This is a genomic window from Pseudoflavitalea sp. G-6-1-2 (assembly GCF_012927185.1).
GTDB lineage: Bacteria > Bacteroidota > Bacteroidia > Chitinophagales > Chitinophagaceae > Pseudobacter.
The window spans coordinates 623,822-638,219 of record NZ_JABBGB010000003.1; the positions used below are offsets into that span (position 1 = coordinate 623,822).

The 14,398-nt window shown below is 48.5% G+C and carries 15 protein-coding genes; 12 read left to right on the forward strand and 3 right to left on the reverse strand.

The genetic code is table 11. The annotated features are described in order from the left end of the window. Positions 1 to 62 precede the first annotated feature (62 nt). The 7 genes from aspT (at position 63) to HHL16_RS19855 (ending at position 8,988) form a co-directional block, all read left to right on the forward strand. Positions 63 to 1,763, forward strand: a complete 1,701-nt coding sequence (aspT, locus tag HHL16_RS19825; protein WP_169427080.1) for an aspartate-alanine antiporter — start codon at positions 63 to 65, stop codon at positions 1,761 to 1,763. Positions 1,764 to 1,794: 31 nt separating this feature from the next. Next, positions 1,795 to 3,432 (forward strand): aspartate 4-decarboxylase, encoded by a 1,638-nt coding sequence (aspD, locus tag HHL16_RS19830; RefSeq protein ID WP_169427081.1) that lies wholly within the window; start codon positions 1,795 to 1,797, stop codon positions 3,430 to 3,432. Between the two features lie 62 nt (positions 3,433 to 3,494). Continuing rightward, entirely contained in the window at positions 3,495 to 4,556 is a 1,062-nt protein-coding gene (locus tag HHL16_RS19835) for a type II asparaginase (RefSeq protein ID WP_169427082.1), read from the forward strand. Positions 4,557 to 4,586: 30 nt separating this feature from the next. Continuing rightward, on the forward strand, positions 4,587 to 5,771 hold the full coding sequence (locus HHL16_RS19840) for a porin (protein ID WP_169427083.1): 1,185 nt from the start codon (positions 4,587 to 4,589) through the stop codon (positions 5,769 to 5,771). A gap of 45 nt (positions 5,772 to 5,816) precedes the next feature. Further along, positions 5,817 to 6,455 (forward strand): hypothetical protein, encoded by a 639-nt coding sequence (locus HHL16_RS19845; RefSeq protein WP_169427084.1) that lies wholly within the window; start codon positions 5,817 to 5,819, stop codon positions 6,453 to 6,455. A 169-nt stretch (positions 6,456 to 6,624) separates the two neighbouring features. Continuing rightward, on the forward strand, positions 6,625 to 7,419 hold the full coding sequence (locus HHL16_RS19850; protein ID WP_169427085.1) for an SDR family NAD(P)-dependent oxidoreductase: 795 nt from the start codon (positions 6,625 to 6,627) through the stop codon (positions 7,417 to 7,419). Positions 7,420 to 7,608: 189 nt separating this feature from the next. Then, positions 7,609 to 8,988 (forward strand): hypothetical protein, encoded by a 1,380-nt coding sequence (locus HHL16_RS19855; RefSeq protein WP_169427086.1) that lies wholly within the window; start codon positions 7,609 to 7,611, stop codon positions 8,986 to 8,988. Positions 8,989 to 9,065: 77 nt separating this feature from the next. Here the strand turns inward: HHL16_RS19855 and HHL16_RS19860 are convergent, their stop codons facing one another. From HHL16_RS19860 to HHL16_RS19870, 3 genes are read right to left on the reverse strand one after another with little or no spacing between them, the layout of a single operon-like run. Then, on the reverse strand, positions 9,066 to 9,704 hold the full coding sequence (locus HHL16_RS19860) for an ATP-dependent Clp protease proteolytic subunit (protein ID WP_169427087.1): 639 nt from the start codon (positions 9,702 to 9,704) through the stop codon (positions 9,066 to 9,068). Between the two features lie 18 nt (positions 9,705 to 9,722). Further along, the gene (locus HHL16_RS19865) at positions 9,723 to 9,980 is read right to left on the reverse strand and encodes a hypothetical protein (RefSeq protein WP_169427088.1); all 258 of its coding nucleotides are present in this window, start codon (positions 9,978 to 9,980) and stop codon (positions 9,723 to 9,725) included. Further along, entirely contained in the window at positions 9,961 to 10,488 is a 528-nt protein-coding gene (locus HHL16_RS19870) for a sigma-70 family RNA polymerase sigma factor (protein WP_169427089.1), read from the reverse strand. Before HHL16_RS19870 ends, HHL16_RS19865 begins: the two co-directional genes overlap by 20 nt. Positions 10,489 to 10,597: 109 nt before the next feature. Between HHL16_RS19870 and HHL16_RS19875 the strand changes: the two genes are divergently transcribed. The 5 genes from HHL16_RS19875 to HHL16_RS19895 all read left to right on the forward strand — a co-directional run bounded on the left by HHL16_RS19875 (position 10,598) and on the right by HHL16_RS19895 (position 14,397). Then, a complete protein-coding gene (locus tag HHL16_RS19875; protein ID WP_169427090.1) occupies positions 10,598 to 11,410 on the forward strand; it encodes a thymidylate synthase in 813 nt (270 codons plus the stop codon). 48 nt (positions 11,411 to 11,458) lie between these two features. Next, complete coding sequence (locus tag HHL16_RS19880; RefSeq protein WP_206022502.1) at positions 11,459 to 11,962, forward strand: dihydrofolate reductase; 504 nt, start codon at positions 11,459 to 11,461, stop codon at positions 11,960 to 11,962. Between the two features lie 156 nt (positions 11,963 to 12,118). Further along, positions 12,119 to 12,916 carry a class I SAM-dependent methyltransferase gene (locus HHL16_RS19885; RefSeq protein ID WP_169427091.1) on the forward strand — a complete coding sequence of 266 codons (798 nt, stop codon included), beginning with the start codon at positions 12,119 to 12,121 and terminating at the stop codon, positions 12,914 to 12,916. 38 nt (positions 12,917 to 12,954) lie between these two features. After that, positions 12,955 to 14,067: a Re/Si-specific NAD(P)(+) transhydrogenase subunit alpha gene (locus tag HHL16_RS19890; RefSeq protein WP_169427092.1), complete on the forward strand. Its 1,113-nt coding sequence runs from the start codon at positions 12,955 to 12,957 to the stop codon at positions 14,065 to 14,067. A gap of 51 nt (positions 14,068 to 14,118) precedes the next feature. Continuing rightward, positions 14,119 to 14,397, forward strand: a complete 279-nt coding sequence (locus tag HHL16_RS19895) for an NAD(P) transhydrogenase subunit alpha (RefSeq protein ID WP_346766851.1) — start codon at positions 14,119 to 14,121, stop codon at positions 14,395 to 14,397. The last annotated feature ends 1 nt before the right edge of the window (position 14,398 follow it).

The following is a 14,398-nucleotide window of genomic DNA, read 5'->3' on the forward strand; positions in this document are numbered from 1 at the left end:
GCAGCGATTTGCTTTTTACATCTGGGTCACATTGGTTACATGGATAACTAAAATATTACTGTATGCAATGGTTTGTACACGTATTTCAGCAGTATCCCGAACTGGCTATTTTTCTTACGCTGGCGCTGGGTTTTGCTATTGGTCCGCTTAAGCTGGGTAAGTTCTCGTTAGGTACAGTAACGGCTGTATTGCTGGTAGGCGTATTGATCGGACAGATGAAGATCGATATCTCTCCCAATGTAAAATCTGTTTTCTTTCTGATGTTCCTGTTTGCTGTGGGCTACAGTGTTGGTCCGCAGTTTTTTCGTGGATTGAAAAAAGATGGGCTTCCCCAAATGGGCTTCGCCGCTGTGGTATGTGTGCTCTGTCTCATCTTCCCCTGGATCTGCGGAAAAATAATGGGGTACGATGCCGGACAAACAGCCGGTCTCCTCGGCGGTGCTCAAACCATCTCCGCCGTAATTGGTGTTGCCAGCGATACCATCACCCAACTCGATATTCCGCAGGAAGCCAAAAGCAAAATGATCAACTCCATTCCGGTCTGTTATGCAGTTACCTATCTCTTCGGAACAGCAGGCTCCGCCTGGTTTCTGGCGAGTGTAGGGCCGCGGCTGCTCGGGGGCATCAACTACGTGAAGCAAAAAAGCAAGGAGCTCGAAGCCAGCATGGGAAGCGGTGATGCTTCAGGCGAACCGGGCATGATGCCTGTAAATCCAATCGTAAGTTATCGTGCATTCAAAGCAGACAACGTTTGGTTTGCCGATGGAAAAAATGTAATGGAGATCGAAAAATATTTGCAGGATAACGATCGCAGACTTTTTGTAGAGCGCGTTCGCGTGGGAACAAAAGTGATTGAAGTAGAACCCGGTACCATTGTGAAGAACGGAGATGAAATAGTACTCAGCGGACGTCGCGAAAACTTTGTGGGAGAATCACACCTCGTCGGTCCCGAAGTGATGGACGATGAACTGCTTCACTTCCCCGCAGAAGTGCTTCCCGTACTCGTCAGCAAAAAAGGATTGGGAGATATGACGGTGAAGCAACTCCGCCAACAATCATTCATGCACGGCATTTTCATCAGAACCATCAAACGTGCTGATATTCCGGTGCCGGTATTGCCTGATACGAAAATCGACAGAGGCGATACGCTCGAACTCGTCGGTTCAAAGAAAGCAGTGGACAAAGCGGCTGTGGAGATCGGTTATCCCGATCGCCCGACCAACAAAACCGATATGATGTTCGTGGGCCTTGGCATCGTAATCGGCGGACTCATCGGCGTGCTCACCATCCGTATCGGCGGTGTGCCGCTCAGTCTCAGCACAAGCGGCGGCGCACTGATCGCCGGACTGGTATTCGGATGGCTGCGCTCGCAGCATCCCACTTTCGGCCGCATTCCCGAACCAGCATTGTGGATGATGAATAATGTTGGACTGAATATGTTCATCGCTGTGGTAGGCATTTCTACCGGTCCCAGTTTCGTGGAAGGATTCAAACAGGTTGGCATCAGCCTGTTTCTGGTGGGAGCAGTGGCCACACTCGGCCCATTGCTGGTGGGCGTTCTGCTGGGAAGATATGTTTTCAAATTCCATCCCGCGCTCAACCTCGGCTGTACAGCGGGCGCGCGTACCACCACTGCTGCACTTGGCGCCATTCAGGACGCACTCGAAAGCAAAACTCCCGCACTCGGTTACACCGTAACCTATGCAGTTGGCAATACCCTGCTCATCATCTGGGGCGTGGTAATTGTGCTGCTGATGAAATAATGCATCATCAATCAAAACATAATTCAATTCTATGTCTAGCACTATTGCAAAAATAAAAACCACCCGCCGCCAGGAGAAGAAGCTCGAACAGCTGAGTCCGTTCGAACTGAAGAATACCCTCATCAGTCTGGCTAAAGATGAAGCTGAAACGGGCTCATTCATTATGCTGAATGCAGGTCGCGGCAATCCAAACTGGATCGCCACTACGCCACGCGAAGCATTCTTCACACTCGGACTTTTCGGATTGCAGGAATGCCGTCGTGTTGCAGATATTTCCGGAGGGATGGCGGGCATTCCCGAAAAGAAAGGTATTGCCAAACGATTTGAGAAATTCCTCAACAGCAATAAAAAAGCGCCGGGCATCGATCTGCTGAAAGGCATGTACCGGTACGGCATCAGGCAACACAAGTTCAATGCAGATGCATGGGTGCACGAGCTGGCCGAAGGTGTGATCGGCGATCAGTATCCCGTTCCCGATCGTATGCTCTCGCATATGGAAGTGATAGTTGGGGATTACATTGTACAGGAAATGTTCGACAGAAGCGAACCCAAGGTTCCATTCAATCTGTTCGCAGTGGAAGGCGGTACTGCGGCCATGTGTTACATCTTCGATTCGTTGCAGCAGAATTTTCTGGTGAAGAAAGGAGACAGCATTGCGTTGATGGTGCCTACCTTCACTCCTTACATTGAAATTCCGCAACTGGACAGATTCGAATTCAATGTGATCAATATCGAAGCCAGCTCCATGAATAAAGATGGAAGGCATACCTGGCAATATCCCGACGAAGAGCTGGAGAAACTGAAAGATCCTGCGGTGAAAGTGTTGTTTGTGGTAAATCCCAGCAATCCGCCATCGGTGGCCATTCATCCGGGAAGTTTGTCGAAGATCGTGAAGATCATCAAAAACCATAATCCCAATCTGATAGTGGTAACGGATGATGTATACGGAACCTTCGTTCCTGAATTTCGGTCGTTGATGGCTGTTATTCCGGATAATACCATCTGTGTGTATTCTTTCTCCAAATATTTCGGATGCACCGGCTGGAGATTGGGAGTGGTGGCCATCAGTGAGAAAAATATATTCGATAAAGGCATCGCAGCGCTTCCCGATCATGAGAAAGCGAAGCTGGCCATCCGTTATGGCACGCTCTCGCTGCAGCCGGAGAAAATTTCTTTCATCGACAGAATGGTAGCAGACAGCAGGGATGTGGCGCTCAATCACACAGCAGGCCTCAGTCTTCCTCAGCAAACACAGATGCTGCTGTTCTCGGCATTCTGTCTGCTCGATAAAAAAGACAAGTACAAAAAACTCACGCAGGATCTGTGCCGCAAACGCATGCAGTTATTATGGAAAGAGCTGGAAATACCACTGGTTTCCGACCCGATGAGTGCGAGTTATTATTCCGAGATCGACATAAAGGTATGGGCGCATAAAGTGTATGGCGATGCATTCACCAAATGGCTCACCACACATTTCGAGCCGGTGGACATACTCTTCAGGCTGGCAGAAAAAACAGGCGTGGTGCTGCTGAATGGCGGCGGTTTCGATGGACCCGAATGGAGCATCCGTGTGTCGCTGGCCAATCTTCCTACGGAATCGTATCCAGTGATCGGTAAAGCCATTACGCAGATCATGCGCGAATACGTGAATGCATGGAAAGGCAAATGATGAAACAATCAGTCAATTCAATTCAACAATATAATTTTTCCCTTCACTTAAAGTGGAAGACCATGAAACAATCCATCCTTCTTTTATTCTTATGTACGGCGCTGCTGCAGCCGCTGTTTTCGCAACAACAACAGAAACTGCCCCGTGTGATGATACTGGCCACCGGAGGTACCATCGCAGGCACAGGAGCTTCGGCAGACCGATCTGCTTACAAAGCAGGTGAACTGCCCGTGAAGGATCTGATAGCTGCTGTACCAGGTATCGAAAAAGTGGCAGATATCAAGGGCGAGCAGGTTTCCAATGTAGGCAGCCAGGATATGACGGTAGATATCTGGATGAAACTCAACAAGCGGATCAATGAAATTTTCAAGAACAATGAAGCCGATGGCATTGTGATCACCCATGGAACCGATACACAGGAGGAGACCGCTTACTTTCTCAATCTGACGGTACGCTACGATCATCCTGTTGTGCTGACCGGTTCCATGCGGCCTTCCACCGCCATCAGCGCCGATGGTCCCAAGAACCTCTACGATGCCGTTACAGTTGCTGCCAGCCCCAATTCACATGGCCGTGGCGTAATGCTCGTTTTCAATGAATCGATCTTCGATGCACGCGACGTTGAAAAAGTGAGTACCACTCATGTGAATGGTTTTGCTGCTCCCAATGGAGGACCACTCGGTCAGGTGTACGATGGTAAAGTGATCTACTATTTCAAAACATTGCACAAAGCCAATAAGAACACTCCGTTCGATATTACCGGCATGACCAAACTGCCCCGTGTGGCAGTGGCAGAGATCTACTGCGATGCGCCCGCAACTGCCGTGAATGCTTATGTGGCAGACGGAGTAGATGGCATTATCACTGCCGGAATGGGCAATGGCAATCTCAATAAAACCAATACCGAGGCTGTGGTGAATGCAGTGAAAAAAGGTGTGGCTGTATGCCGCGCATCGCGCGTGTTCACAGGCAGAGTTACGCTGTACGACGAAACCGACGATACCAAACTCGGCACATTCGTGAGCGATAATCTCAGTCCTCAGAAAGCAAGGATCCTGCTGATGCTGGCGCTTACACAAACCAAAGACAGAGACAAACTGCAGCAAATATTTTTCGAATACTGATTCCTGGTTAGAACCAAAACGGCCAATCATATGAGAGCAATATCCTTATGTTTACTGCTGCTGATCTCCGCAATGGCACTGCATGCACAGGACAAGCCGAAAGGAGAGAAGCAGACCGATACATTTTCCAACAAACCATTGATACCTGAAATAAAACAGAAGCTGCTTAGCAATATCGATGTGATCGCCAATATGCAGGCCAGTCAGCGTAACGAGTTCACAGATGGAGACTATACCCGTGGCCGCTTTTTGATGAATCAGTTCAGGCTGGAGATAAAAGGCAAGATCCACGACAGGGTATATTTCCGATTCCGCGACCGCTACACCAGAAACACCGTGCCGCAGTCCGAAGACAATATGAGTTCTTCCACCGACCTCGCTTACATTCAGGTGCTGGCATCCAAAAAAGTGAATTTCACCATCGGTAAGCTCTGTGCAGACTGGGGTGGCATCGAGTTTGATCTGAATCCCATAGACATTTACCAATACGCAGATATCGTAGACAATTCAGACAACTTTCTGCTGGGAATGGGAATGGGCTGGCAAGCCAGTGAGAACCATGCTTTCAACTTTCAGGCGCTGAACAGCCGCACACGTACTTTTAAGGAAATCTATGGCAATATTCCCGGCATCACCGAATCGAAATTCCCGCTTGCCGGCGTTGCCAACTGGAGAGGAAAAATGTTCGATGGAAAATGGCAGACCATCTGGAGTTACAGTGTTTTCAAAGAAGCGAAAAGCACTTACATGCACTACATCGCATTGGGTAATCAGCTGAACTTCCATCGCTTCAATCTTGCTTATGATTTTAAACTGAGTCTCGAAGACCTCGACAGAAAAACCATTGTGAGCAATATTGTTCCCGATGTAGGCGGGGTAGCCAATGCTGCGCAGGACGTGAGTTATCTCAGTCACTGGCTAAAACTCGATTACAAAGTGCTGGACAATCTCAACCTGAGCTTTGTTGGTTTTTATGATGTAGCACGATGGAAAGGAAACCCCGATCCGAACAAAGACAGCAAGCTGCGCACCGCATGGGGCTTTATTCCTGTAGTGGAATATTTTCCTTTCAGGGATCTCAACCTGAAATTCTTCGCCAATTATGTAGGCAGGGTGTACAGGTTCACAGATTATGCAAAGGATAAACTGGGTGCGAAAAATTTCAATACAGGTGTGATCTCCATCGGCTTCATCAGTCCACTCCATGTGCTCTGATGAGATGGATGATTTCATAAATATTCTTCATCTAAACATTGAGATATGAAAAATTTACTCATAGCAGTTTCGGTTTTCATCACTCTCGCTGCTGCATCATCCTGCACCAGCACGGAGTTGCTCAGCTCCTGGAAATCGAACAATGCAAATCTGCAGAAATACAATAAGGTACTGGTGGTGGGCCTTACAGGCGATAAAGATCGTCAGTTGAGAGATAACGTAGAAAGCTCCATGGTCACTGCGCTGAAGAACAATGGCATCGATGCGGTAGCTGCGTCGGAGAGTTACGGCCCCAAAGCATTCCTCAAAATGAATGATGCAGAAGTGGTGAGCCAGGTGAAGGCCGATGGTTATGATGGTGTAATGATCCTCGCGCTGCTCGATAAAGAAAAAGAAAAATATTACACCCCCGGCCGTGTGAGTTATACTCCTTACATGACTTACTACAGCCGCTACTGGCGCCAATGGAGAACCATGTACGATCGCGTGTATGAGCCAGGATATTACACCAACACTACCAACTTCACACTCGAAGCAAACCTCTACAATGTTGGTCTCGATAAACTGGAATACTCCGCGCAGGCAAAATCTTTCGATCCGAACAATGCAGGATCATTAGCTACGGGATTCACCAAAACTGTTGTGGCAGATATGGTGAAGAAAGGAGTGATTCCGGCCAAGTAAGCCGCTGATACCGGATAAAATAATACAGGTCCGCGCAGGTTCACAACATTCGTCGATAGAGTGTGAATGAACCTGCGCGGATTCTTTTTAGTTGCTCCCGGCACTGTTTTTACGAATTGAACATTCTTCGGGGATGGCTGTTAATTCACTTCACATAAAATAACAATTCATGGATTACAAACTGAAGGATAAGAAAGCGCTGATCACCGGATCAACCGCAGGCATTGGCTTTGCCACTGCAAAACAATTGTTGCAGGAAGGTGCGGAAGTGATCATCAACGGACGCAGCAAAGCACGTATCGATGAAGCCATCGCAAAATTACAGCAGCTTGTGCCCGGCGCAAAAGTGAGTGGCATTGCAGCAGACTTTTCAAAAGCGGAAGAGGTGAAAGCGCTGACGGAGCAATTGCCTGAAGTGGATATACTCATCAACAACGTAAGCATCTTTGAACCGAAACCATTTCTCGAAATTCCTGATGAAGACTGGCTGCGGCTTTTCGATATCAATGTAATGAGTGGTGTGCGTCTCTCGCGTCATTATGTAAAGCCAATGCTGGCGAAAGACTGGGGGAGAATCATTTTCATCTCCAGCGAAAGCAGCATCGATACGCCGGAAGATATGGTGCATTATGGCATGACCAAAACTGCGCAGCTCTCGCTGAACAGAGGAGTGGCCCTGCTTACGAAAGGTACCAATGTAACGTCGAATGCAGTGCTGCCCGGCCCTACAGCTTCTGAAGGAGTGGGCGTATTTGTGCAGGAGCTGGCGAAGGAAAAGGGAATTTCAGCAGCTGAAATGGAAAAGAATTTCTTCAAAGAAGCAAGGCCGGGTTCGCTGTTGCAGCGCTTTGCGAATGTGGAAGAAATTGCCAATCTGATTGTGTATGTGGCCAGTCCATTATCATCAGCAACCAACGGAGCAGCGCTTCGCGCGGATGGTGGACTCATCAAAAACATCTACTGATCTTTTTTCATAATGTGGATAAAACCTCATGCAAATGAGGCTCCTGTTGCTTTTTTGGTATCATTCTTGCAAAATTTTCTACGACATTCATCTTACACCCTCACCGTGTACTCATTTTAAAATTGAAGACGCTGGATCTTCCGCTGTGTCTGCTTTGTGAATGAAATAACTCTACGTAAAAAATTTTGAATGATGTTGTATCTGCTCGTATCTCTCTACGAGTTCAAACAGTTTTTGCAAATTGTGTTGTGGATTGCTGTGCCATTAACTGTTGTAGCCGTAGGAATGACTGTCTATCTGCATTACCGTCGCCGTAAAAGGCTGACTGAAACTCAGGATATAGAAGATCCGCTCGATACCACCCAGTGGAAACTCGCACTGGCAGGCGCTTCCGAGCCATCCACATCAGCAACCTCTGAGCCCTTACCCGACTGGTTGGCGAGTTCCAATCCGGATAACACTACGCTTCTGAAAAAATATGAAGCGGAAGTAAGGAGGTATAAAGAAGATTACAACACCCTCAAAGAAGACTTCAAAGAGTTGGAATTCAAGTATGAAGATCTTCGCAACAAAGCCTATAATGGCGCCAAACCATCCGCTGAAGAAAAGCCTTTATCCGAAAAAGAAAAAGACGATCTGAAAAAACAATTGCAGGATGCAGAGCAGGCTGTAGTGAATGCGCGTGCGGAGATCGAGAAACTGCAATCCTGTTTTTCACAGCAGGTGGAAGAACTTGGCGGGCAGCACAGAAAAGAAAAGGAAGAACTGGTGGCAGACCTTGCTGCACTGCGTGCCCAACACGAAGCTTTGCAACAACAATTCACTGAGCTTCAGCAACAGCCACCATCTGAGGAAGGCATTGTTGTACAGGCCTCAGAATCAGCCTTATCCTCAGACGGACAATTACGCATCGAGGAGCTGGAACAACAGCTCGCCAAAGCGCAGGAAGAGAATAACACGCTGAGGAACAAAATAAACGAAGGTGAATATTTGCAGGATCTCGCGCAGGAAAAGAAACTGCAGGTAGATTTTCTGCAACAGCAACTGGAGCAGCGCATCCGCAATTTCCATCAGCTGGAAAGAAAAGCAGATGAAGCGGCTATGCAACTCCGTGAGATGAAGGAAGTCTCCGAAAAATTCGAATACCGCATTCAGATATTGTCCGATGAACTAACCGAAAAACAACTGGAGGCAGCTAAGATTCAGGATGAAGCCACTGAATGGCGCGCCACTGCCCAGATCAGTCAACAGGAGCAGGAAATACAGCAACATCATCTCGAAGAAAAAACATTGCAGATCAATCAGCTGGAAAGCAGTCTCAGGCAAATGGAAGATGAGCATGAGAACCTGCGTAACACCATCACCTCCAGACAAACCGCAATGGACACGCTTCGTGATGATCTGCTCAAGGAGCAATCCAAGGCAAAAGAGCTTGAAAACAAATTAGAGCTCAGCAGTCAGCTGCTGGTACGCATCTACAGTGAACTGGCCCGCTCGCTCAATGCCGGATGGATGCAATGGCAACAGGGGCAGGACCCCCTCGCCATTGAAGCTCAACCTGCTACCTGATTTTATCTTCCTGATATAGTAGCCCGAACCTGTGCTACGGCCATTGCGCCGTGCGCAGGTTTTTTATTTCGGTTCGTTTATTCTTTTCTTCTGAAACCCAGCGGCGGCGCCTGCTTTTTGATGTTTCGGATCGCAGCCAGGTCGTTGGCATCTCCCAGAATTTCATCGACAAATCCAAACTCCTTTGCTTCTTCGGCATTCATGAATTTGTCGCGGCGGTACATCGATTCAATTTCTTCATACGGGTGACCGGTATTTTGTGCGAGCAGGTAGAACAGCTGATCCTGTAAACGTTCCTGCTCCTGATAAGCTATGCGCACATCTTCGGTATAACCTTTGGCTCCGCCGCCTGCCGGATGCATATGCACGGTGGCATGCGGCAGAGCGTACCGCTGGCCTTTTGTACCGGCTGAAAGCAGTACGGTTCCCATGCTGCCGGTGAATCCTACGGCGATGGTGCTCACGGGCGACTTCAGCATTTTCATGGTGTCGTAGATGGCAAAACCAGCATAGATCACGCCTCCCGGAGAATGTACGTAGAGGCTGATCGGCTGGTGGTTTTCACTGTCGAGATAGAGCAGCTGCGCTACTACGAGATTAGCGATATTATCGTCGATGGCGGTTCCGAGAAAAATGATCCTTTCTTTGAGCAACAGACTGTAGATGTCATAGGCACCACGCGTAGTGGTGTCTATCACTGTAGGAATGATAGGCATAAAAAAATGTAAAGTGGATTATGAAAAGATTTGCTGTATCTGCTTGCTGAATGCAGGTTCCTGCATCAGTTGGGCATGCATGTTTTCGAGGGCGGCTTTTAATTTTTGCCTGGCCATGAACCGGATCACCCGGTAGCTGCATTGCTGCAAGGTTACCTTCTCGTAGAATGCAGGCTCAGTCAGCATCCTGAAGCTGAACTGCTGCCGGGCTTCTTCACTCAGCTCTCCGCTGAGCCATTGTTCGGTAAGCTCCATATCATGCAACAACTTCCTCATACAATACTGAGTTTTTGAGTTGGGCCCTGAGCTTTTCGAGGCATTTGAATTTCTGTACGGTGGCCGATCGGCTGGAGGAGAACTGAAACTGTGTGGCTATCTCTTCCATATTCTGCTGATCGTAGTAGAATGCCTGCAGCAGTTGCATGCATTTCTTACCGGTGGTCTGCAGCAGATGGAGCAGGGAGGTGGTAATGAGGTATTGATCCTGCTGGTTTTCTTCGTAATACAATTCTTCTGCAGAAGGTTCGTCGAGTGAAGTAAGTGGAAGCTGATGGCGGAAGCTCCTTCTCCACAGATTTCTGGCGATGCCTTTCAGGTAAGCTGCCGGAGTATGATCGATATGCAGGGTTCCTGCATGGTGTTTTTCCAGATAAATGATCAGGGCATCATGAAAGAGGTCTTTCGCGGATTCGGGGTCGGCACCCAGATCGCGCAGCATAGCTGCCACAGCCGGAAAGGTTTCCCGGTAAAGCTGCAACATTTCGGGTGCTGTTTGTGTTTCCATTTAACACCAGGGTTTTATACTTAGTGCCGGTTACGGCACAAAGATCACCCAAAAAAGGTAAAAAAATCTTTGAACCTACCCGGTACGGGTTTTTTATTAATTTGCGCCCATGCAACAATATCTGGATCTCCTGCGCCATATTCTCGATAAAGGCGTGTCTAAAACAGACCGTACCGGCACCGGTACCACCAGTTATTTTGGTTATCAGATGCGTTTCGATCTGAGTGAAGGTTTCCCCATGGTAACCACCAAGAAGCTGCACCTCAAGAGCATCGTATACGAACTGCTCTGGTTTCTGAAAGGAGATACCAATGTAAAATACCTCAACGATCACGGCGTAAGCATCTGGGACGAATGGGCCAATGCAGACGGAGATCTTGGTCCGGTTTACGGCAAACAGTGGAGAAGCTGGGAAGGAGCCGATGGAAAAACCATCGATCAGATCAGCGATGCGCTGAAGCAACTGAAAAATAATCCGGATAGCCGCCGCATCATCGTAAGCGCGTGGAATGTGGCCGAACTGCCTTCGATGGCACTGATGCCATGTCACGCACTGTTTCAATTCTATGTTGAGCCGGCAAAAGAGGGAAGAAAGCCCCGACTGAGCTGCCAGCTGTATCAGCGATCGGCCGATGTGTTCCTCGGAGTGCCCTTCAATACTGCATCCTATGCACTGCTCACCATGATGATGGCGCAGGTTTGCGATATGGAGCCCGGCGACTTTGTACATACATTCGGCGATGTGCATCTCTACAATAATCACCGCGAACAGGCACTGCTGCAACTGAGCAGAACGCCGTTCCCATTGCCCACCATGAAGCTGAACCCCGATGTAAAAGATCTGTTCGAATTCAGGTTTGAAGATTTTACACTCGAAAATTACCATAGTCATCCGGGGATTAAGGCACCCGTTGCCGTTTAATTATCAAATTATACGTAGTTTCGCTGGCTTAAAGCGCGCATCAAGGATATGACCATCTCTTTCGCCGTGGCGGCCTCGGAAAATAATGTGATTGGAAAAGACAATCAGTTGTTGTGGAGTTTGCCCAACGATATGAAGTTTTTCAAAAACACCACCTGGGGTATGCCGGTGATCATGGGAAGAAAAACCTATGAATCGCTGGGTAAGCCACTGCCTGGGAGAAAGAATATCGTAATCACCCGCCAGTCTGGCTTCTCCGTAGCAGATGGTGTAATCGTAACCTCCAGTCTGGAAGAAGCCATCAAAGCCGCAGCTGATACCGATGCCAATGAGGCATTTGTGATCGGAGGCGGAGAGATCTTCAAACAGGCTCTGCCCATTACAGATAAGATCGTACTCACCAGGGTGCATACCATTATAGAAGGCGATGCCTTCTTCCCCGAAATAAACCCAATGCAGTGGGAAATGGAATGGCATCAGGATTTCAATGCAGATGAAAAACACGCCTGGCCATACAGTTTTCAGATATGGCGCAGGAAACCCGGCCTTTAAATCTAGTACTAACCGTTTTATCTTTTTATCCGTTACCACCTTTGCTTATGAGAACAAACAATCATAAACCTTACCCGATTCTGCCTTGTTCCAGCCATCCGATGTAACATTCTTCTGACCCAAAAACAATTTGACTTAATTCTCATTACATATTGCATGTATTCCCGCTGGCAACAAGCACAAAAATTTATCCGTTACTACCTCACTGCACTGAATGGAAAAGGGCATGGTGTACATTCCCCTTTCGTATTCGAATTCATCACCCATGTATTGAACGATAGCAGGCATTATGCAGCCTACGACAAAGTGGAGGCGCTCCGCAGAGAGTTGCTGGCCGAAGATGCCGTGATAGAGGTGGAAGACCTCGGCGCAGGCTCCACTGTTGCCAAAACCAATACGAGGTCTATCAGTTCCATTGCAAAACATGCGGCCAAGCCCGCCAAATATGCGCAGCTGCTGTACAGGCTGGTTAATTATTATCAGCCCGAAACCATCATGGAGCTGGGCACATCACTGGGCATTTCCACTTCGTATATGGCCATGGCCAATCCGCATGCCTACGTAATAACTGGCGAAGGAAGCAATGCCATTGCTGCGGAAGCCACCCGCAACTTCAACGAAATGAATCTTCCCTTCATCGAACTGGTGGAAGGGAATTTCGACGATACACTCAAAGAAATGCTCGCCAGCATGCCCATTGTGGATATGGCCTTCATCGATGGCAATCACCGCGAAGAGCCAACGCTGCGCTACTTCAATCAGATACTGCCACATACACATAACTTTTCTATGATTGTGTTGGACGATATCCATTGGAGCAGCGAAATGGAAGCTGCCTGGGAAACCATCAAGGCGCATCCGCAGGTAAGAATGAGCATCGACCTCTTTTTTATCGGCATCGTTTTTTTCAGAGAGGAATTCAAAGTGAAACAACACTTTACCATACGCTTTTAGGCGAAATATTTCCTATCTTGAACCCATAACTGAGGAATATGACGATCGGAATTTTAAAGGAACCGGTATCCGAAACCCGCGTATCCCTGCTGCCCGAAGCGGTAGCCACACTCACTAAAAAAGGGATCACGGTACTCGCGGAACAGGGTGCCGGAGAAAGATCATACAGCCAGGATGCAGCATACACACAGGCCGGAGCTCAGATAAAGAGCCGGCAGGAGATCATCCAACAGTCTGATATCCTTCTTGCAATCCATCCCCCAACTGACTCAATCCCGTCTTCCAAAATCATTATCGGTGTTTTCCAGCCATTGTTTGCTGCCTCAACCATGCAGCAATGGGCCGGAGCAGGCATTACCAGCTTCAGTCTGGATATGCTGCCCCGCACCACGCGCGCGCAGAGCATGGATGTGCTGAGCTCGCAGGCCAACATCGCAGGCTACAAGGCCGTGCTGCTGGCTGCGAATAGCTATGGCCGTTATTTCCCCATGTTCATGACCGCCGCAGGAAGTATCGCACCGGCCAAAATGCTGATCCTCGGAGCAGGAGTAGCGGGCCTTCAGGCCATCGCTACCGCCCGCCGCCTCGGAGCAGTGGTGGAAGTATTCGATACACGCCCTGCAGTGAAAGAAGAAGTAATGAGCCTTGGCGCCAAATTCATCGAAGTGGAAGGAGCCGCCGATGCCAGCAAGGCCGGAGGTTATGCCGTTGAACAGAGCGACGATTACAAGAAAAAACAGGAAGAAAGGATCGCGGCCAGTATCGCCAAAGCCGATATCGTGATCACCACGGCACAGATCCCCGGAAAGAAAGCGCCGATACTCATCAGCGAAGCCATGCTCAATTCCATGCGCGATGGTTCGGTGATCGTAGATCTGGCAGCAGCCACCGGAGGCAATACCCCCGTTACTAAAAACAACGAAACCGTGCAGCACAACGGCGTGCGCATCATTGGCGACAGCAGCCTGCAAAGCAGCATGCCATCCGATGCCAGCAAGCTCTACGGAAAAAATATTCTCAACTTCCTGCAACTGATCATCACAAAAGAAAATACCCTGAACCTGAACTGGGAAGATGATCTGGTAAAAGGTGCCTGCATCACGCACGAAGGAAACATCGTGAATGAAAGGGTAAAACAATCTAACCAATAAACGCATTTCGATATGGAATCTGTATTCAACTGGATTGCCATCAATCAGCAGATGATCTACATAGTGATACTGATGGTGTTTGTAGGCATCGAAGTGATCGGCCGTGTTCCCAGCGTACTGCACACGCCTCTGATGAGCGGAGCCAATGCCATTCACGGTGTGGTGATCATCGGGGCCATCATCGTAATGGGAAAAGCCGAATCCGATAACTACGTGGCACTGGCCCTCGGCTTTCTGGCCGTGGTGCTCGGAACCCTCAACGTAGTGGGAGGATTTGTAGTCACAGACAGGATGCTGGAAATGTTCAAGAACAAAAAAGCACCCAAGTAGA

Excerpts from the sequence above, each read along its gene's own strand:
- aspT (WP_169427080.1), top strand. The coding sequence starts at position 63 with ATGCAATGGTTTGTACACGTATTTCAGCAGTATCCCGAACTGGCTATT.
- aspD (WP_169427081.1), top strand. The coding sequence starts at position 1,795 with ATGTCTAGCACTATTGCAAAAATAAAAACCACCCGCCGCCAGGAGAAG.
- HHL16_RS19835 (WP_169427082.1), top strand. The coding sequence starts at position 3,495 with ATGAAACAATCCATCCTTCTTTTATTCTTATGTACGGCGCTGCTGCAG.
- HHL16_RS19840 (WP_169427083.1), top strand. The coding sequence starts at position 4,587 with ATGAGAGCAATATCCTTATGTTTACTGCTGCTGATCTCCGCAATGGCA.
- HHL16_RS19845 (WP_169427084.1), top strand. The coding sequence starts at position 5,817 with ATGAAAAATTTACTCATAGCAGTTTCGGTTTTCATCACTCTCGCTGCT.
- HHL16_RS19850 (WP_169427085.1), top strand. The coding sequence starts at position 6,625 with ATGGATTACAAACTGAAGGATAAGAAAGCGCTGATCACCGGATCAACC.
- HHL16_RS19855 (WP_169427086.1), top strand. The coding sequence starts at position 7,609 with ATGATGTTGTATCTGCTCGTATCTCTCTACGAGTTCAAACAGTTTTTG.
- HHL16_RS19860 (WP_169427087.1), bottom strand. The coding sequence starts at position 9,704 with ATGCCTATCATTCCTACAGTGATAGACACCACTACGCGTGGTGCCTAT.
- HHL16_RS19865 (WP_169427088.1), bottom strand. The coding sequence starts at position 9,980 with ATGAGGAAGTTGTTGCATGATATGGAGCTTACCGAACAATGGCTCAGC.
- HHL16_RS19870 (WP_169427089.1), bottom strand. The coding sequence starts at position 10,488 with ATGGAAACACAAACAGCACCCGAAATGTTGCAGCTTTACCGGGAAACC.
- HHL16_RS19875 (WP_169427090.1), top strand. The coding sequence starts at position 10,598 with ATGCAACAATATCTGGATCTCCTGCGCCATATTCTCGATAAAGGCGTG.
- HHL16_RS19880 (WP_206022502.1), top strand. The coding sequence starts at position 11,459 with ATGACCATCTCTTTCGCCGTGGCGGCCTCGGAAAATAATGTGATTGGA.
- HHL16_RS19885 (WP_169427091.1), top strand. The coding sequence starts at position 12,119 with ATGTATTCCCGCTGGCAACAAGCACAAAAATTTATCCGTTACTACCTC.
- HHL16_RS19890 (WP_169427092.1), top strand. The coding sequence starts at position 12,955 with ATGACGATCGGAATTTTAAAGGAACCGGTATCCGAAACCCGCGTATCC.
- HHL16_RS19895 (WP_346766851.1), top strand. The coding sequence starts at position 14,119 with ATGATCTACATAGTGATACTGATGGTGTTTGTAGGCATCGAAGTGATC.